Origin of the sequence: Actinocatenispora rupis, assembly GCF_016861975.1 — a bacterium.
In the GTDB taxonomy this organism is placed as follows: Bacteria; Actinomycetota; Actinomycetes; order Mycobacteriales; family Micromonosporaceae; genus Actinocatenispora; species Actinocatenispora rupis.
Window position 1 is genome coordinate 44,476 of sequence record NZ_BOMB01000034.1, and the last position, 17,573, is coordinate 62,048.

At 70.0% G+C, this 17,573-nt stretch carries 18 protein-coding genes and 1 pseudogene; 8 read left to right on the top strand and 11 right to left on the bottom strand.

The window, feature by feature from the left end; genetic code table 11:
* Positions 1–246 precede the first annotated feature (246 nt).
* The 3 genes from Aru02nite_RS28835 to Aru02nite_RS28845 all read left to right on the top strand — a co-directional run bounded on the left by Aru02nite_RS28835 (position 247) and on the right by Aru02nite_RS28845 (position 2,655).
* A complete protein-coding gene (locus Aru02nite_RS28835) occupies positions 247–555 on the top strand; it encodes a hypothetical protein (RefSeq protein WP_203662964.1) in 309 nt (102 codons plus the stop codon).
* Positions 556–797: 242 nt separating this feature from the next.
* Positions 798–1,913, top strand: a complete 1,116-nt coding sequence (locus Aru02nite_RS28840) for a methyltransferase domain-containing protein (RefSeq protein WP_203662966.1) — start codon at positions 798–800, stop codon at positions 1,911–1,913.
* Positions 1,914–2,088: 175 nt separating this feature from the next.
* Entirely contained in the window at positions 2,089–2,655 is a 567-nt protein-coding gene (locus tag Aru02nite_RS28845; protein ID WP_203662968.1) for an HD domain-containing protein, read from the top strand.
* Here Aru02nite_RS28845 and Aru02nite_RS28850 read toward each other — a convergent pair.
* Together Aru02nite_RS28850 and Aru02nite_RS28855 are read right to left on the bottom strand one after the other, a co-directional pair.
* Positions 2,652–3,119, bottom strand: coding sequence for an NUDIX hydrolase (locus Aru02nite_RS28850; protein ID WP_203662969.1), 468 nt, complete (start codon positions 3,117–3,119; stop codon positions 2,652–2,654). The genes Aru02nite_RS28845 and Aru02nite_RS28850 overlap by 4 nt on opposite strands.
* On the bottom strand, positions 3,116–3,895 hold the full coding sequence (locus tag Aru02nite_RS28855) for a helix-turn-helix domain-containing protein (protein WP_203662970.1): 780 nt from the start codon (positions 3,893–3,895) through the stop codon (positions 3,116–3,118). Before Aru02nite_RS28855 ends, Aru02nite_RS28850 begins: the two co-directional genes overlap by 4 nt.
* 247 nt (positions 3,896–4,142) lie before the next feature.
* On the opposite strand from Aru02nite_RS28855, the gene Aru02nite_RS28860 reads away from it, so the two are divergent.
* Positions 4,143–4,541: a hypothetical protein gene (locus Aru02nite_RS28860; protein WP_203662971.1), complete on the top strand. Its 399-nt coding sequence runs from the start codon at positions 4,143–4,145 to the stop codon at positions 4,539–4,541.
* A 95-nt stretch (positions 4,542–4,636) separates the two neighbouring features.
* Here the strand turns inward: Aru02nite_RS28860 and Aru02nite_RS28865 are convergent, their stop codons facing one another.
* A complete protein-coding gene (locus Aru02nite_RS28865) occupies positions 4,637–5,557 on the bottom strand; it encodes a hypothetical protein (RefSeq protein WP_203662972.1) in 921 nt (306 codons plus the stop codon).
* A gap of 231 nt (positions 5,558–5,788) precedes the next feature.
* Positions 5,789–6,067, bottom strand: coding sequence for a hypothetical protein (locus tag Aru02nite_RS28870; RefSeq protein ID WP_203662973.1), 279 nt, complete (start codon positions 6,065–6,067; stop codon positions 5,789–5,791).
* 409 nt (positions 6,068–6,476) lie between these two features.
* Here Aru02nite_RS28870 and Aru02nite_RS37640 point away from each other — a divergent pair.
* The 3 genes and pseudogenes from Aru02nite_RS37640 to Aru02nite_RS28880 all read left to right on the top strand — a co-directional run.
* Positions 6,477–6,731, top strand: a pseudogene (locus Aru02nite_RS37640) (DUF6283 family protein); the annotation flags it as partial.
* A gap of 117 nt (positions 6,732–6,848) precedes the next feature.
* Positions 6,849–8,447 carry a tetratricopeptide repeat protein gene (locus tag Aru02nite_RS28875; RefSeq protein WP_203662974.1) on the top strand — a complete coding sequence of 533 codons (1,599 nt, stop codon included), beginning with the start codon at positions 6,849–6,851 and terminating at the stop codon, positions 8,445–8,447.
* 584 nt (positions 8,448–9,031) lie between these two features.
* The gene (locus tag Aru02nite_RS28880) at positions 9,032–11,065 is read left to right on the top strand and encodes an Hsp70 family protein (protein ID WP_203662975.1); all 2,034 of its coding nucleotides are present in this window, start codon (positions 9,032–9,034) and stop codon (positions 11,063–11,065) included.
* A 1,028-nt stretch (positions 11,066–12,093) separates the two neighbouring features.
* Here Aru02nite_RS28880 and Aru02nite_RS28885 read toward each other — a convergent pair.
* The 5 genes from Aru02nite_RS28885 to Aru02nite_RS36960 all read right to left on the bottom strand — a co-directional run bounded on the left by Aru02nite_RS28885 (position 12,094) and on the right by Aru02nite_RS36960 (position 15,179).
* Positions 12,094–12,762: a prepilin peptidase gene (locus Aru02nite_RS28885; protein ID WP_203662976.1), complete on the bottom strand. Its 669-nt coding sequence runs from the start codon at positions 12,760–12,762 to the stop codon at positions 12,094–12,096.
* A gap of 8 nt (positions 12,763–12,770) precedes the next feature.
* Entirely contained in the window at positions 12,771–13,598 is an 828-nt protein-coding gene (locus Aru02nite_RS28890) for an NAD(P)H-binding protein (protein ID WP_239077017.1), read from the bottom strand.
* Positions 13,599–13,886: 288 nt separating this feature from the next.
* On the bottom strand, positions 13,887–14,219 hold the full coding sequence (locus Aru02nite_RS28895) for a hypothetical protein (RefSeq protein ID WP_203662980.1): 333 nt from the start codon (positions 14,217–14,219) through the stop codon (positions 13,887–13,889).
* Between the two features lie 5 nt (positions 14,220–14,224).
* The gene (gene imuA' / locus Aru02nite_RS28900; protein WP_203662981.1) at positions 14,225–14,845 is read right to left on the bottom strand and encodes a DnaE2-dependent mutagenesis accessory factor ImuA'; all 621 of its coding nucleotides are present in this window, start codon (positions 14,843–14,845) and stop codon (positions 14,225–14,227) included.
* A gap of 196 nt (positions 14,846–15,041) precedes the next feature.
* Positions 15,042–15,179, bottom strand: a complete 138-nt coding sequence (locus Aru02nite_RS36960) for a hypothetical protein (RefSeq protein WP_239077019.1) — start codon at positions 15,177–15,179, stop codon at positions 15,042–15,044.
* On the opposite strand from Aru02nite_RS36960, the gene Aru02nite_RS28905 reads away from it, so the two are divergent.
* Positions 15,148–16,086, top strand: coding sequence for an ATP-dependent DNA ligase (locus Aru02nite_RS28905; RefSeq protein WP_239077018.1), 939 nt, complete (start codon positions 15,148–15,150; stop codon positions 16,084–16,086). The two genes, Aru02nite_RS36960 and Aru02nite_RS28905, sit on opposite strands and share 32 nt — an antisense overlap.
* 97 nt (positions 16,087–16,183) lie before the next feature.
* On the opposite strand, the gene Aru02nite_RS28910 is transcribed toward Aru02nite_RS28905, so the two are convergent.
* Positions 16,184–16,714, bottom strand: coding sequence for a hypothetical protein (locus tag Aru02nite_RS28910; RefSeq protein ID WP_203662983.1), 531 nt, complete (start codon positions 16,712–16,714; stop codon positions 16,184–16,186).
* 10 nt (positions 16,715–16,724) lie between these two features.
* Positions 16,725–17,573, bottom strand: an 849-nt coding sequence (locus Aru02nite_RS28915) for a DNA/RNA non-specific endonuclease (protein WP_203662984.1), incomplete at its 5' end; no start/stop codon positions are given.

Here is a 17,573-nt window from a genome sequence, read left to right on the forward strand (position 1 = left end):
CCGCTGACAAACACCCGGCCCGGTAACCGGCCCGACGCCGTCATCGGCGTCAGCGCATGCCGCCGCACGGCCGCCCGCGGCCGATCCACCAACCAGGCGGGCGCCGTCCCCGGCTTCGAGCCTGCCCCGCCATGGCCAACACCGAGCCTCCGGACCAGTGCCTCCATGAACAGCGAGTCGGTCAGCACGCCGGCCCACCCAGCGCCATCGCCTTCCACAACCACAGAGAGGCAGGCATCAGCGCCCATGATCAAGCTTGTCGATGTCCCGACCGAAGACACCGCTCGCGCCGACGTCGCCCCATCCGAGGAAGACCGGGCCTACTGGCAACGACGCCTTGAGTGCCTGACCGAGGCATGGCTGGGCGTGCGCTGCGAGCGTGACCTTGCCATCTACCGGCTGCACCAGCACGGCATGCCGGTGCGTGAGATCGCCCGACTGGCAGACGAGTCTTCCCACGTTGTCGCAGACACCATCGCCGCCGCGGCGGGCGATCCCAACATGGCCGACTACCAGCCCGGCCCGCTCTGGCACGAGTTCTGGCCGAAGTACTGACGACCGCCGATCCACGACGGCGACCAGGACCCGACAGCTGGCAGCTACCCGGCGCGACGATCTGCCACGATCTATCAGGTCTGCTGACGATCCTGCGACGCACCGGACTTCCTGGTCCGGCCCGACGGACAGTGGGTGTGCCTCGAACTGGACCCCAACGGCCAATGGGCCTGGACCGAACAGTCCGCCGGACTATCGATCAGCAGCGCGCTGGCCGACCTGCTGGAAAGGGGCAGCATCACGTGACCACCACCGACGCCAACCACATGCCTGTGGAACAGCGTGCCTCACAACTTCGGCGCCGGATGGTGGACGCCCTGCTCGCCTCCGGTGACCTGGTCAGCCCCGAGTGGCAGGCGGCGTTCACCGTCGTGCCCCGCCACGTGTTTGTGCCCGAGTTCTGGCAGCAGGGCCCAGGCGGCCAGCAGCATGTCGGCGCGCACACAGCAGACGCCTGGCTGACCGGCGTCTACGACGACCGGGTCCTGATGATCCGGCCCGACGGCGGCTCGTCGTCTACCGTGCCGAGTCTCATGGCCGTGATGCTGGAGGCCCTGGACGTCACCGACGGGCAGCGGGTCTTGGAGATCGGTACCGGGTCCGGGTACAACGCCGCCCTGCTGTGTCACCGGCTCGGCGGCCAGAACGTCACCACCGTCGACATCAACCCCGAACTGGTCACCGACGTTCGCGTTCGGCTCTCCGAGGCCGGATACCGTCCGACCGTCGCGGTCGGCGACGGCGCGGCGGGCTGGGCCGACGGCGCCCCCTATGACCGGCTGATCGCAACCTGCGCGGTCGACACCATCCCACCGGCCTGGCTGGAACAGGTCCGCTCCGGCGGCCGGATCATCGTCCCGATCGCCACCGGAATCGCCGCACTCACCGTTACCCGGCCCGGCGGAGCGGACGGACCGTTCCTCGCGATCTCGGCGTACTTCATGCCGCTCCGCGGCGCCGACGAACCCGCCGCGGTCGACACGATCCTGGCCGTCGCAGCCGACCCCACCCTCCCGGCACGCGCAACGACACTCGGCGCCGATGTGTGGTTCGACAACGCATTCCGGTTCCTGCTCGCCGCTACCCTTCCCGGGCTACGACTGCTCACCAGCGACCCCGCACAACAGACCGCGATCGTCACCCACCCCGACGGATCCTGGGCTCGTCTGGCCGACGGGAAAGTCACCCAGGGCGGCCCGCGCGACATCTGGGCCATCGTCGAACGCACGCGTCGCCAATGGGATCGGCTCGGTCACCCCAACCGCGAACGCTTCACCCTCACGGCCACCGGCAACCACCAACACATCCGCCTCGCCAACACCGCCCTGGCCTGGCGCCTGCCGACCACAGCGCCGTAACGACTCGTCGACCAGACCGGATCGAGCGGTCACCGCCTGCCCATCCAGCCGCAGTTCGCCGATCCGCATCTATCACGCACCCACGCTCCCCGGGGGGTCGGGGACGCTTGAGACGCGTAGGCGTCCCGCGGGTGTGGTACCGCCGTCCGGCGTGGTCTGCCTACGGTGACCTGCCATGGACGACCTTGTGGGCTGGGCGGCGGGAATCGCGCGTCGGTATCTCACGACGCCGGAGTTCACCGAGCGGCGGTGGCGGCATGTGCAGGCAGTAGCGGCAAAGGGTGAACGGCTGCGGCCGGTGGCCGGCGGCTCGGCGGACCTGTTGCACGCGGCGTGTTGGGTGCACGACATCGGCTACGCGCCGCAGCTGCACGACACCGGCTTCCATCCCGTTGACGGTGCGCGCGCGTTGCGCCGGTGGGGTGCCAGCGAGCAGTTGTGTGGCCTGGTGGCGCATCACTCGGGTGCCCGGCATGAGGCGCAGCTGCGTGGCCTGGGAGCAGAGCTTGCCGAGTTTCGTGACGAGCCCGGGCAGGCCCGCGACGGGTTGTGGTTCTGCGACATGACCACCGGCCCTGCCGGGGCGGAGCTGAGTTTCGAGGCGCGGCTTTGTGAGATCCGGCAACGCTACGGCGCCGATCACACCGTGCCGCGGGCGATCGCGGCGGCGGCGCCGGAGATCCGAGCCGCGATCCACGCGGTGCAGCAGCGCGCCGCGCAGGTGGGCGTGCGGCTGGGTTAGCGCAGCGCGGCGGTGACGCCGGCGAGGTAGTCGTCGATGCGGGCCCGGATGCGGGGGTGCATGGCCAGCGATCCGATCTGCTCGGGGCTGAACCAGCCGACCTCGTGCGATTCGCTGCTGACCTGCAGGCTGCCGCCGACCGGGCGGGCGGCGACACAGACGGAGAACTCCTGCCGGACCTCCCCGTCGCTATAGGCGAACACGTGGCCGGGGTCGGTGTAGACGCCGATCACGTAGCGGGGCGTGACCTGCAGGCCGGTCTCCTCGCGGACTTCCCGCATCACGGTCTGCGCGATCGACTCACCGAGTTCCATGCCGCCGCCGGGCAGCGCCCACAGGTCGTTGTCGACCCTGCGCTGCAGCAGGATGCGGCCGTCTTCGCCGGCGACCACCGCGGAGGCCGCCGGGACCAGCGAGTTCGCGGCCGGCGCCGCCGGGTCGTTGTAGTAGTCGATCCGGCTCACGCGCTGTCCCGATCCTGCGGTCGCGACTGGTCGACCGACGCCGGAGTGGCGTGCTGCCAGATGCTGTCGAAGTGACCGGCGAACTGGCCGAACAACCCTCCGGGCCGCACCTTGCGCAGATGCAGCAGCGGGGCTTTCGCGCCGGTCGTCGCGTACAGGTGCGGGGTGACGAGCATCTGATCATCGAACCGGAAGATCGAGTTGTACAGCGGGGTGTCCTGGAACCGCAACTCGAAGCCAGGGCAGCCGAACAGGCCATCGAGCATGCTCAGCGTGGTGTTGATCCGCACCACCAATGTCAGCGGCGTGCCCTCCTCGGCATCCCGGTACCGGACATGCTCAGAGTCCGGGTCGGCGATCACCGCACGGATCCGGCACCCGTCCTCGCACTTCGACCGCAGCGTCTCAACCAGCTCCGGGTGTTGCAGAGCAAGGAAGTAGAGGGTGTAGCCGAGCAGATCGATCCGGTCGCTGGCGCGACTGATCAGATCCCACCATCGCTGGGTCGGCAGATCGGAGCGGTAGGTGTAGGCGGCGACGATCTCGGCATCGACCGGCGCCGCGGCAGGGGCCCGGCCGATCGTCGGCCACAACCAGCTGTCGTCTTGCTGCAGGAGTCCCGCCACCAGCCGCCTGGTCTCTGGCCTCTTCGGTGGCCGTCCACGCGACAGCCATCGATACACGGTCTTGGGATCGACCTCGGCAGCCTGCGCCAGACGTTCGACGCCGATACCGGCCTGATTCATGGCGGCACGTAGACGTTCGTTGGCTGCCACCACTCCTCCATGCGGCGAGGACGGCTGGGACGCCACGAAGACTACGGCAAGCGTCCCAACCGTCACCGCAACGCGGTCGCCGTGTCGGGCCCGGCACGATCCACTGTTCTCACCACGGCCGACGCCGACCCGCGCCGCACGCACGGGCCCCCACGGCGTCGGCCGTGACCGACCCGCCGCGGCACGCTCCGCGGCCTGCCGGATCACCGCTGACCGTTCCCACCACCGCAGCGAAAGGACCGCCGCCGTGACCGTCACCCTTCCCGACACCACCCTCACCAGCTCACCGCTCGACGCCGGCCACGCCTCGGCCGACCCGGAACAGCAGCCCTCGGTTCCGTGTCGCACCACCGATGTCCCGGCCGAGGGCACTGCGTCCGCCGCGGCCGTCGGCACCGAGGAGGAGCGGGCCTACTGGCAGCGACGCCTGGAGCGTCTGACCGAGGCATGGCAGGGCGTGCGCTGCGAGCGCGACGTCGCCATCTACCGGCTGCATCAGCAGGGCGTGCCGGTCCGCGAGATCGCCCGCGTGGCCGACGAGTCGCCCCACGTTGTCGCGGACATGATCGCCACCGCGGCGGGCGATCCGAACATGGCCGACTACCCGCCCGGCCCGCTCTGGCACGAGTTCTGGCCGAAGTACTGACCACCGCCGATCCACGACCGTCCACACAGGACTGGAGGGAACTGCCTTGTGCGGTGGGTGTGGTACCTCCTTGTGGTGGCGTCGATCGCCGGGACTCAGCGTGCGACAGCGATCGGCGGCAGCGCCTCGCGCGGCGCGTACCGCAGCTGGGCCAGTGGTTCGCCGCTCGCCCAGGCGTTGAACGCCTTCACATACAACGCCACGTGTTCCCGCGTGTCACGTCGGCGTTGGACCTGACCGGCCTGCTTGCGGGCCATCGTCAACATCAGGTTCCGGAACCTCAACCGCGGATCGGCACGCGCCAGCCCGGCACCGTCAATAATCCCGTCGAACCACGGCTCCAGCCGCTTCGGCTTGTTCACCCGCCCCAGCAGGTAACTCGCCGCCCCGGCCGCGCTCTTGATCATGCCGGTTGCCGCCGCGATCTGATCCCCCACCGCGACCGCATCCCGCAGCCCCGGATTCGCGGCGAGGGTTTCCAGGATCTGATGGTTCGTGACCGCAGCGCTACCACCCGACCAGGCACCGTCGGGACGGTTGTCGTACAGCCACACGGTGCGCACCATCGACGCCAACTGGACGGTCGACTTCTCCCCCTCGATCGCCAACACGTCTGCGGCGTTACGGCGCCGGCCGGTGTCCAGCACGTCGAACGTGTCAGCGTCCACGTCGGTGAACACCAGCATCTCCACCGGCACACCGGCCTCCACCACCGCGGCAAGCCGATGCTGCCCGTCGACCAGACGGCCGTCGGCGCCGACCGCGATGCCCTGATGCGTCACCTGCCAGTCCCCACGCCGCATCGCCTCCGCGAACGTGCGCACCAGCGACGCCGACAACGGCCGGTTGCTCGTGTTGGCCTTCAACAGCGTTGCGGCCTTCTCCGGGGTGATCTTCTGAACCCTGCTACGCATCGAGCAGTACTCCTGTCTCCCGCTCACCGCCGTACCACGGGGCCGGGGATCGATAACCCGACCATTATCCCCACCGACCTCAGCACCCACGACATCCGTCACCAGAACAAAGCACACCGGCCCGCCGACGACAGGCCGGACGCAATGGTGCTGCCGACTCTGCGGTGCACCAAGTCACTCCGGGACGGAGCCAGGGTGGTTTCCAGCGGTCATCGCGACCCCGGGTGGTTCGGCGAGGTTAACAGCGCGGTGAAGAGTGCGGCTGGTGGGCGGTGTCCGAATAGCTCGGGGCCGGTGGCGGTGGACGGCCCGCAGAACTCGAAAGCGGCCATGTCAGCGCGCCTTCCCGCCGAGCAGATCCGCTTCCTGGAGTGTCCGGAGCAGCCGCTCCGCGGCAGTCCGTGCCGCGTCGTGCTCGCCCGGATGGGTGAGCGGCCCGGTCTGCTCGATCGTCCATTCGAAGATGGTGTCCAGCGGGTCCGTGCCGCCTGTGAGGCGGGCCGCCAGATCGGCGGCTTGCGCGTCGACAGCACCGCCCCGGTAGTCACCGACGGTCTGTGCGATGACTGCTCCGATGACCTCGGCGCGCTGCATCTCCAACGACTGGTTCACGTCAGCTCCTTGCTGGTGCGCATCGATTCGGCCCGGGCAGTGAGTCGCCACCGTACGCGGAGGGCGCGTTGGAAGGCGTCCGGTGTCTCGGCCATGGTTCAGTTCTCCTGCTCCTGGTCTGGGGTGCCCGGCGGCGCGGCGCTGGTCGTCGCGGACGGCGGCGCCGTACGTGCGGGTCATGTTCTTCGGGTCGACGCCGGAGTTTGTCGGCGAGCCGGGTCCAGGGGTAGCCAACCAGACAGGTGGGCGACCTTCCGGGAGGTGAAGGCCGTGCGCGGCAGCATCTCGCTCCGACCCCGCGAGCATCGCGCCGTCGCACAGGTGGCCTTGGATCCTGCATGATGAGGCCGTGACGCAGACGATGGGCGGTCCGGCACCCCGGCCCTGCGAGTCCTGACCGTACCGCCAGGACGTCCCGTCAGGCATCTGGGCACACGATGAGTACGAGCGGCTCCGCGCCTACGACGCCGAGACTGCTGTCCTACCCGTGGGCCTCTTCCAGTGCCACCAGCGACAGTCCGCAGACCCCAGGGCTCAGCTCTGTGCCGGATGGGTCGGCTGTCATGGCGACAAGCTCCTCAGTTCCGCATCGCCGTCGGCTCCGGGCGACTTAAGTGACCCGGGTCGTTGCCCGGATCAGGGCCGTCCGCTGCTGAACAGGTGAAACGGCTGGTCGTCGTTGGCGATCTGTCGTGGTCCGATGTCGTATGACGAGCATGTCGGGCGATGATGTCGTAGGCGGCTCATAGGGTGTTCCTTTCGTTGTGATCGGAGGCCCCCGATGTCGTCGACAGAGCCCGCCCGCACCGACACGGACCTGCGTACCGCGGCCGAGACCGGTGACCTGGATGCCATGTGCGGATTGGGGATCCTGACCGAGGAGCAGGGTGATTCCGACGAGGCCGAGCGCTGGTTCCGGCGCGCCGCGGTGGCCGGGCATGGGCAGGCCATGTGCCGACTGGCTTCACTGCTGGATGACCGCGACGAGTTTCGGGCGGCCGAGCCGTGGTACCGGCGCGCGATCGACACCGGCCACACGCACGCGGCGCTCGCGCTGGCCGTCAGCTACGAGAATGCCGGCCGTACGGACGAGGCCGAGCGGTGCTTCCGGCGCGCCGCCGACACGGGTGATCTGCCCGCGGAGACGATGTACCTGCTGGGGTTGCGCCGTGAAGGGCACGGCTTGGACGGTGAAGCCGAGCGCTGGTACCGGGCCGCGGCCGAGGGCGGTGACCTGGACGCCATGCACCGCTTGGCGGTCCTGTTGGACATCCGGGGCGACAGGTCAGAGGCTCTCCAGTGGTACCAGCGCCGCTTCCGGCGGGATGCCGACGCCGGTGGCGTGAGCGCGATGGTCCGTCTGGGAGACACGCTGTGCAGGGCCGACGAACCGCAGGAGGCCCAGCAGTGGTACCGGCGCGCGGCCGACGTCGGCGACGTCGACGCGATGCGGAAGCTGGGAGACCTGCTCCGCAGGGCCGACGACACGCACGGGGCTGAGCGGTGGTACCGGCGTGCGATCGAGGCCGGTGCGACGGAAGCGATGCCGGAACTGGCCGACCTGCTGGCCCGGCGCAGTGTTGCCGAGGGAGCCGAGTGGTGGTACCGCTGCGCGATCGGCGCCCGCGAGGAGGACGCGATGTTCCGGCTGGGGTCGATGCTTGCCGACGACTCGATTGCCTTCGCCTGGGACAAGGAGAAGGACGACGACCCAGTCGACGAGATCAGGGCCGCGCTCGACAGGCTGCCGCTGGCGCAGGTCATGCCCTTGGTGCACGCCGCCCGGGAGCGCGATCCGGAGGCGGGACGCACGCTGGGGTCGCTGCTGATCGCGCGGGGCTACCGCAAGGAGGGCACGCGGTGCTACTGGACCGCTGCCCGGCATGGTTACCTGCCAGCCGTGTCCGAGCTGGCGGAGCTGCTGCGTGCGGAGGCCCCGCGGGAGACCGAGTCGGACGACGACGATGCGGACGACGAGCTGGACGAGACCGACCGTGCGTGCCGGCTGGAGCAGGTCCTTGCCGCATGGGACGACCGCGACGCGGGTGAGCCGCGGTACCGGCGCGCGGCCGCCAGCGGTCGCCCGGTCGCGATGAACTGGCTGGGCGTTCTGCTGGTCCATTGGGGCGACACCGGCGAGGCCGAGCAGTGGTTCCGACGCGCCGGCGCTCAGGACCGCTGCGTCGGGCCGCGCCTCAACCTGGCGGTCCTGCTGGACGACCAGGGCCGGCAGGAAGAGGCGCGCCAGTGGCGCCAGCGCGTCGCGGACCGCTTCGCTCAGGAAGTGGCCGAGAGCGAGGCCGAGGCCCTGGAGGATCGAGGGCTCACCCGTTACGACGACAGGACCTACCGGGAGCGGGCCCGGAAAGCGGTGCAGTGACAGGGGACGGCGAGCCTGGGCGACTCGTTGTCGCCCCTGGCTGCTGTACCTCGCGGCTGGCTGTTCGCCTGTGGCGCGGCTAGTTTCCGGCGGTTATCGCAACACCGAGTGGTTCGGCGAGGTTACAGCGCGGTGAAGAGCGCGGCCGGTCTCGGCGGTGTCCAGACGGTCGATGTGGATACTGGCCCAGTGCCACCTCGTGCTGTCTTGCTGATCGGGATGACAGGATCCGGAAGACGGTCCTCTCCCAAGCCCTCACCCGGCGCGGCTTCGTGCGCCTCTCCGCGGATGAGGACCTCCACAGGCTGCACAGCAGATACGGCGTCGACTGCCCCGAGCACGAGTACGTCCAACGTCAACGACCAGTCGTCGATCAGGTACGCGGGCAGCTGGCCGCCCAGCTTGCCGGCCGGAGTGACGTGGTCCTGGACTACGGCCTCTGGCTACGCTCGGAACGAGAATCGTGGAAGGCCACCGTTCGGGAAGCGGCCTCCCACCCCGGATCGCCACCGCGCTTGTTCTCGGCGTCGACCGCCACCACGCGACGCCATCCGGCCCGGCGCGGCGGACCCTAGACTCGCGGCATGCACTCCCCCCGCCTCACCGTCGACTTCGGCACGTCCAACACCGCCGCCGTCCTGACGCACCCGACGGGGCGTACGCCGCTGCTGTTCGAGGGCTCACCGTTGCTGCCGTCCGCGGTGTACCTGCCGGACGACGGGGAACTGTTGGTGGGTCGGGACGCCGAGCGTTCGGCGGGCGTGGCGCCGGAGCGCCTGGAACCCAACCCGAAGCGGCGGATCGACGACGGTACGTTGTGGCTCGGTGACCGAGAACTGCCCGTCGCTGACGCCATCGCGGCGGTGGTGCGGCGCGCGGTCGACGAGGCGGGCCGGGTGGCCGGCGCCTCGGTCACCGAGGCGATCCTCACCCACCCCGCGCAGTGGTCGCGCCCGCGGCTGGCGGTGCTCACCGAGGCCGCCCACACGGCCGGCCTGCCCGACGTACGACTGGTCCCCGAGCCGGTCGCCGCCGCCGCGTACTTCGTGACCGTGCTCGGTCACCAGGTGCCCGTCGGTCGCTGCATCATCGTGTACGACCTCGGCGGCGGAACGTTCGACGCCGCGGTCGTACGCCGCGGCGACACCGGTTTCGAGGTGCTGGCCGCTGCCGGCCTGCCGGACGTCGGCGGTCTGGACCTCGACGCGGCGATCGTCGGCCACCTGCGGTCGGTCGTCGGCACGGACAGCTGGAGCCGCCTCGACTGGCCCGACTCCCCCGCCGACCGCCGTGCGCGTCGGCTGCTCTGGCAGGACGCGCGCGCGGCGAAGGAGCAGCTCACCCGCCACTCACGCGCCGAGCTGCACGTCCCGCTCGCCGAAACGGACGTGCACCTGACCCGCGACGAGTTCGAGACGCTCGCCCGGCCGCTGCTCGACCGTACGGTCGAGCAGACCATGGCGACGCTGCGCGCCGCGCGCATCGGCCGCGAGTCGGTCGCCGGTGTGTTCCTCGTCGGTGGCGCCAGCCGCGTCCCACTCGCGGCAAGCCTGCTGCACCGCACGCTCGGGATCGCACCGACGGTGCTCGACCAACCGGAACTGGTCGTCGCCACCGGCGCCCACACCGTCCCGTCCGCGGCCGGTGTTCCGATGCCGCCGCTCACCCCGCCCGCCGCTCTGACGGCCACCGCACCGGCGTCCTCCTCCCGTCCCACCGCTGCCGCGTCGGCTACCGGCGCAGCCGGATTCGGTTCCGGCCCGGAGGCGGGAGCGCACGCCATACCGCCGCGGGCGATCGACCTGGTCGAGTCGACGCGCACGTCCGGCGCCGCGCCGGACGATACTCCGCTGCCGGCAGATCCGGTGTCCCACAACAGATCCGAGGCACCTATCGGCGTGTCGTACGGGCCGCCGGCGACCGCCACCGGAACGCCGGTGGCCGATCCGCGCACCGGACGCACCGAGCGACGGCTCGCCACCGCCGCGGGCTGGACGGCGATCGCCGCCGGCATCGCGTACGACGGCTGGCGGCTGGCCCTCATGCCGACGGTGCCGCTGGCACTGGTGTTGGCGCTGTACCTCGCGGCCGGGATCCTCGCGCTGAGTCGCCGTCGCTGGGCGGGCCTCGGCCTGCTCGTCGGATACGCGGGGTTCGATCTGCTCGCCACACTTCCGACCGGGGCAGCGGCCTTTCAGATCCCGCCGTGGATGCTCGTCTGTCACATCGCGCTGTACGCGGCCGGAGTCATCGCGGCGGTCGCCATCGTCCGGCAGGTCCGGGCGACGGGGCTGCACCGCCCCGCCCACCCGCGGCTGGCGGCGGCGGTGACGGTGACGGGGCTGGCCATGGCCGTGGCGTACCTGCCGCTCGGCTACTGGCCGTACGACCTGCCGGTGGTGGTGGGTGCCGCCGCGCTGGTTGTCCTCGCGCCCCGGGTGCGGCCCGTCGGGCTCGCGGTCGGGCTCGGTGCGAGCTGGGCGGCGGTCGGCGTCGGCGTGCTTCTCCAGATGGCGGCCGGGGAGATCGGGCTCGGCATCCATCTCCTCTTCGCCGCGCTGTCCGTGGTGTTCCTGGCGCTCGCCGGCACGTACGCCGGCCGACTCCGCCACCCCTGACCGTCGAGCCCTCCGGACGGCGGCACGCGTCGCGTCCACAACCAGCCCTATGGCAAGCGGCCGGTGTGCGGGCAGCGGCGGAGATGCGCCGAAGGAGCCGGGGACACGAACGGCGCCGGAGCGTCGAACCGACTCGAACACAGTGCGCCTCGGCGAGCGTCCAGCAGCCGCCATCATCTGCGGCTGCGAACTCGGCCGACGCTCGGCCACACAATCGGAGCAGCGCAACAGAGAACGCAAGACCCTCACGCATCAGCAGCGCAAGCCGGCCCGCGACGCCTCGTACCTCGGGCGCTTCCTCGGTGATCATCGAACAGCCAGAGGCCAAGAAGATGATCTCCGAACAAGCAAGAGACCAGGTCAGACGCGGTGCCTAACCTGGTCTTGATGGTGCGCCGCCAGGGACTCGAACCCCGAACCCGCTGATTAGGAGAACTCAATCTCCTGATCGGAAATGCCAGCAGCTACCCCCCACTACAGCACCTTCCGGTCCTCCACCCGTGGCCAGCCACACCCACCCGACCGACGCCACGGCATCGACAGCAATGGCTCGATACGTTCCCACAACTGGCCGGAGACGATCCACCGCGGCTGTTGACCCCTGCGCGCATGCCTGTCGTACCGACCAAGATCAACAACACAGTCCAGAACCCAAGATCAATTTTGTTAGAACCTCTTACTCCAGAGACCTACCGCAATGCCCTCGACTACACCTCACCCATCCCTCTGTTTGCTACCGGCACAGCTGCCGCGGACCACGGCCAAGCCGCCATCACCACGCCGAGCCCTGCCGCGGTGCGCTCCATCGACAAGATCCTCCGCGCCCGCGGTGACATCGCTGACTCGTCGCCCGGCCACAACCCGGCTGAGGGCTCCGATAGCACGACGGTGACGACGGTGGCGACGCCCGCGACGACGTCCGCCTGGTTGAGGCCAGCTACGACGAACGACCGGCAGCGGACCGATCCCCGTGACCTCGCCCGGCCCTGTACGGCTGACCTGGTTGCTGCGGCACGTTCTGCGGCCGGTCAGATGAGCATGGCGACGAGCGCACCCGCCAGCAGAGCAGGCCCAATCCCGATACCCGTGCTCCGCCTTGCTCGACCGGCCAGGACCAGCCCGACAGCGGCGGCGGCAGCGATGCCGTATGCGAGCAGCAGCCCAAGGATGACGCGATCCCAGCTGAACCAGGCGCTCAGCCCTCCGGTCACCGCAAGCAGCTTCACATCGCCGTACCCAGTCGTGCCGGTGGCGAGCACCAGCACCGTTCCTGCGACGAGGATCGCGCCCGCGGCGATCAGGAGCCGCGCTATGCCCGCTCGGGCGCCCGGTGTTCCCGCCGCCCACGCGATCCCCGCACACACCAGCACAGCCCCCGCCAGCGTCACAACGAATACGTCGGGCAGCCGATGCCGCCGCAGGTCACTGATCGCCAACGGCCCAGCCAGCACCGCCAGCACCCAACAGGCAGCGACGATGGCGGTCCCGCCGACAACGATCGCGACCGCGAGGGCGAGCCCCGCACCCACACCGCACACCAGCACGCGGACCAGTAACGGTGCGGGCGCCCCGGCCCACCAGCGGGCAGACAGCCGGATCCGGCCGCTGGGCGGCACCGACCAGGCCACGCCCGCCAGCGGCACCCCGGCCGCAGCGCCCGCTCCGGCCGCAACACCGATCAACCAACCGGCCGCCATGCTCCCACCTACGCAGCCAGGCAACTCACGGCCTCGGCAAGTGGTGTCGCCGGCCGGCCGGTCAGGCGGGCGACATGATCGGTGACCGCGGCCATCTCACCGGCGGCGATCGCCCGGTAGGTGGACACCCACGCCTCGACCTGCCGAGCCGGACCCGCACCGTCCCGCGCCCGGTACGCCTGCCGGAGCGTCTCCGGCCGGTAGCTCACGCGTCGGCCGCAGGCGGTGGAGGCGGCGTCGGCAACCTCGTCGAGCCCCACCGCGGCCGGGCCGGTCAGTGTGTAGGTTGCGCCGGCCTGTCCGCTGACGCCGGTGAGGATGTTGGTGGCCGCCTCAGCGATGTCGTCCAACGCGACGGCCGCCACCCTCCCGTCCTCCGCGGGGCCGCGGATGGCGGCGCGGCCGTCGGTCAGGTCGCGCCCGACGAACTCGGCGTAGAAGTTGTTGCGCAGGATGATGTGCGGGATGCCGGAGCCGGCGAGGTGCTGCTCGGTCCACCAGTGATCCCGCCCGTGCACGAACGTCGCCTCGGGCCACGGCGTGCAGAACGACACGTACACCACCAGTCCGACGCCGGCATCCTGTGCGGCGCGCAGGAACTCGCCTTGCTGGGCAACACGATCCGGGGTGGCGGTTGCCGACACCAGCAGCACCCGCTCGACACCGGTCAGCGCACGGCGCATCGCCGTCCGATCCCCGTAGTTGCCGGGCATCACCCGGGCGCGAGGCAGCCGCGGCGCGCGGCGTGGGTGGCGGGCGATCATCGTCTGCGTGATGCCGGCTGCGGCCAGCCGGCGGGCGACGCGGCCACCGAGCTGGCCGGTCACCCCGGTCACGGCAACAGATCCGTTGGCAGACATGACAATCCCCTCTCGCCACGGTGATGGGCGTTGGGGGGCCGCCGTGTGCCGGAACCGTAGCCAGCACGGGGTGGCGGTCGGAACTGTCGACGGCTGAGGTTCGCTCAGACGGCGTAACGACTCCCAGCGTCCCGTGACCTGCACGGTCGGGGGTGGACGCAGGACCGGTAGCCTGGCAGTCGCATCGTCGCCCACTCAAGCGTGATGCATCGAGCGGCCCGCACCGAGTCTTCTGTGGTGCGGGCCGCTCTCCGTCCCTCAGCGCTACTGGTCGGGTCCGGTGTGGCGTGGGGACAGTGCGGCGGCCGGCACGAGTTGGTGCAGGTCCAGGCGCAGCCGTCCGTTGCGCGAGCGGACGGTGAAATCGCACAGGCCCCACCAGGACCCGCTCGCCATCCGGTGCCACCCCCGCAGTGACCCCGGCACGGTGCCCGACAGATCGATCCCGAGCGACCGGACCCGCAACGGCACCCCCTGGAACGTTCGCACCGACGCCGCCCGATCGGGGAAGACGACGGCGAGCTGCACGGTCACGGGGACCGGTTCGGTGAAACGGCGGTGCGTCCGCGCCTCCCACCCGCCTGGATCGTCGCCCACCCGGCTCACCCGGTCAGTTCGACGACGGCAGCCGGCGCGGGCTGGCGGACGGTGTCTGTTGGCGCGGCGGCGATCCGGCCCGTCGGGTCGGGTAGCTGCACGGTGATGCGACGCGGCCGGGGGTCGCCGTGCAGGCGGGACTCGATGACGACGGTGCGGGACCGGAGCCGGCCGCGGCCGGGGCCGGTGATGCCGTGCCAGGCGATCGGCTCGGTGCGCAGCGCCGCGCTCGGCCGCGGCCAACCCTCGCCGTGGACCAGCAGAACGGCGTGATGGTCCCGCAACCGCTGCACCAGCCGCGCGGCGCGGGCAGCCGGTACCCGGCCCAGCCCCGCCGCGATCACCACCGGGACGCCTTCCGCCGCGACGGCCACGATCGCCAGCGGATCCGGGCCCGGGTGCGGGATCAGCGGTAGATGCTCCGACGGAATACCCATCGCGACGGCTGCCAGCGTCAGGATCGGGGTGCCGATCGCTGCGACGTAGGCGCCGGTGCGGGCCGCGGCGGCGGCCAACGCGAGCAGCAGGGAAGTACCGCCGCCGGTGGTCGCCACGCTCACCACGTCACCGGGTACCAGCCCGGGGTGGCGCAGCAGCGGGGCGAGGAGCGGGTCGACGGGCAGCATCTGATCGATCGTGGCGGTACGACGCGTCGCGGAGGCCGGCCGGATCAGACCCCGCCGGGTCAGCTCCGCAAGATCAACCGGTCTACCACCCATACCCTGTGATTAGAACGTATGTTCGACATGATCGCCAGCGGTTGTGATCCACCGCCGAGGGTATGACCTGCAAAAACGCCCGCTCTCGACACTCCTGCCTGTTTCACTGGACGGTGCGGGGGTGCAGGGCGTTGGCGGTGCCGGTCGAGGTGGCGGTGGCCGTGCCGGTGAACGAGTTACCGGCCCCGACCTCGTGCGCCGGCCGGTGCGTGTACGAACCGAAGTGGGACGGCTGGCGCACCCGCGCGATCGTCGACGAGGGTCGGCTGACCGTGCGGTCCCGGGCCGGCCGCCGGCTGGAGCGCTACCTGCCAGACCTTGCACGCGTCGTGCAGCCGGCGCTCCCGGACGGCACGTGCCTGGACGGCGAAGTGGTCGCGTGGTCGGCCGAGCGGGAACGCACGGACTTCGGGGCGCTGCAACGGCGTCTGGTCGCCGGCCACAGCCTCAACAGCATCGCAGTCGAGTTCCCGGCCGTGCTCGTCGCGTTCGACCTGCTCACCCTCGCCGGCGACGATCTGCGCCCGCTGCCGCTGCGGGAGCGGCGCCGGCGGCTGGTCGACCTGCTCGACGGCGCACCCGACCGGCTGGTGCTGTGCCCGCAGACCACCAGTATCACCGAAGCACAGACCTGGGTCGACGCGATGGGCCCGCTCGGCATCGAAGGACTGGTCATCAAACCCGCCGGCAGTCCGTACCGGGCGGGACGCCGCTCCGGCTGGCGAAAATGGCGTGCTGTCACAACGTCCGAGGCGATCGTCGGCGGCCTCACCGGCAGCCGCGCCCGGCCGGACACGCTGCTGCTCGGCCGACTCGACCTCGACGGCCGCCTCCGCCTGGCCGGCCAGACCACCCACCTGCCCGCAGCGGTCGCCGCCGAGATCGCACCGCTGCTGCACCCGCCATCCGTTGGCCGGCAACACATCCAGCACCCCTGGCCGCAGCCGCTGCCCGCTGGCTGGCTCGGCCGATGGGGCGGCCAAGCCGACCCGCTGCCCTACCGACAAACCGACCCCACCCTCGTCGTCGAGGTCTCTGCCGACCGCGCATACGAACATGGCCGATGGCGCCACAACCCCCGAGCACTCCGCGCCCGGCTCGACCTCAGCCCCTTCGACGTGCCCCCGTTCCGCTGGGACGAACCGTGACAGAGCTAGAGAGGAACTGGCAGCGAACAGACCTTACGGCGAGTTGGTACATACGCCCTCGTGAGACCCATGGCAGGTCTTCCGGCATACCTTGACGTTAGTATCCGGTTCTCTTTACGAAGTTCGGCTCGCCCGCTATGAAGCTCAGGGAATCAATTCCCGTGCTCCCACTTATGAGATCGATGAGCGTGGCGAGCATCCCCTTGGGATAGGACCAAACATCGTCGAAGTATGGAGTCGCAATGACGGAGTTCCACTGTTCAGGCGGACTAGCGGTTTCCCAGCAGAGGACCAGATCCTCACCGACGAAACCCCACGGTAGCAATCCGCCTTGGGTCGGCCTCATCCTGTAGGTGCCATTTACTTCAAGGGAGTCCTTGGTCTCTTCGATTTCACGGCAGAATTCGTTCATCTCGGTAACAAATGCTTCGGCCGAGGGTGACGCCGCGGGATGAGTGACAGTGATGAGCTCGTCTTGGAATGCACCTGGAGGAAAGGCGGCAAGGTAAGCCTTGTAATCGGACGGGAGACGTAGATCGAGGCCGTGTTCGATAACGTCCCAATCAATAGACTGGTGCGCTGGCCGCTGACGCCCGACGAGCTTCTCAAGCCGATCAAGGTCGCTCACGCTCTACCCCTCACCGGTCGCAATCGACGTCCTTCGTTGTTGGACTGTTCTTGACGTAGCAGTGGTGCTCGCCGTCCGCGCTGCTGACGTAGAAGATATCGAGGCGCGTTGGCACGTCGCTATCCGGCCCGTAGATCGGTACGACGCGATAGTAGACGGTTTCGTGGTTCTTCAGAAGACGCTTTCGGACATCTGCCTCTATCCGGTCGTACATCGGCTTGTTGGCTGTGACCTGATAAAGAGGCACAATGTTTTCATCCGCGTTCGAACCGCCGAGTGCTCGCCCGATGAGATGCCCACGCGCCATCCCGGACCCGGCCTGCCATCCAACAGGCGTCCGCTTGGATGCGTATTGGCCCTTCTGCGGGATGTGCCCATTTGCATAGCAGGCTTCGCCGAGAGTTGCCCGACCACTTGAGTCGAGGGCGCCGTTGCGGATCCAGCTCTTTCCGCCTTCCAGACACTTCCTGGCGCTCTCGTCCTCTTCTGTGGGCGGCTTCTTCCCGCCGTTGGGGTCCGGCGCGGGCCAGGGGCGGCCCTTGTCGTCGTTCCCAGGGTCTTCATCGATCTTGGTGTTGCTGTCGGTGATGCGGCCGACGATGTCGTCGAAGGCGGAGTTGATGTCGACGTCGATGCCGTCGCCGAGCCGCTGGCTGCCGCCGCGCTGGTTTGCTGCCGTCGTGCTGAGCGCGGTTCGGGCGATGGTGCTGGCGGCGAATGCCGCGTGTAGTGCGGCGGTGAGGTCCTGTACGGGTGGGGGGCCGCCCGGCAGACCGCCGGTTGGTGGGGTGCCGCCACCGGGGCCTCCACCGCCGGGCGGGTCGGGCTGCGTGCACCATCGGATTCCGTAGGCGGGCGG

Coding starts and splice junctions, on each gene's coding strand:
- Aru02nite_RS28835 (WP_203662964.1), top strand. CDS start 247: ATGATCAAGCTTGTCGATGTCCCGACCGAAGACACCGCTCGCGCCGAC.
- Aru02nite_RS28845 (WP_203662968.1), top strand. CDS start 2,089: ATGGACGACCTTGTGGGCTGGGCGGCGGGAATCGCGCGTCGGTATCTC.
- Aru02nite_RS28875 (WP_203662974.1), top strand. CDS start 6,849: ATGTCGTCGACAGAGCCCGCCCGCACCGACACGGACCTGCGTACCGCG.
- Aru02nite_RS28880 (WP_203662975.1), top strand. CDS start 9,032: ATGCACTCCCCCCGCCTCACCGTCGACTTCGGCACGTCCAACACCGCC.
- Aru02nite_RS28885 (WP_203662976.1), bottom strand. CDS start 12,762: ATGGCGGCCGGTTGGTTGATCGGTGTTGCGGCCGGAGCGGGCGCTGCG.
- imuA' (WP_203662981.1), bottom strand. CDS start 14,845: ATGCTGCCCGTCGACCCGCTCCTCGCCCCGCTGCTGCGCCACCCCGGG.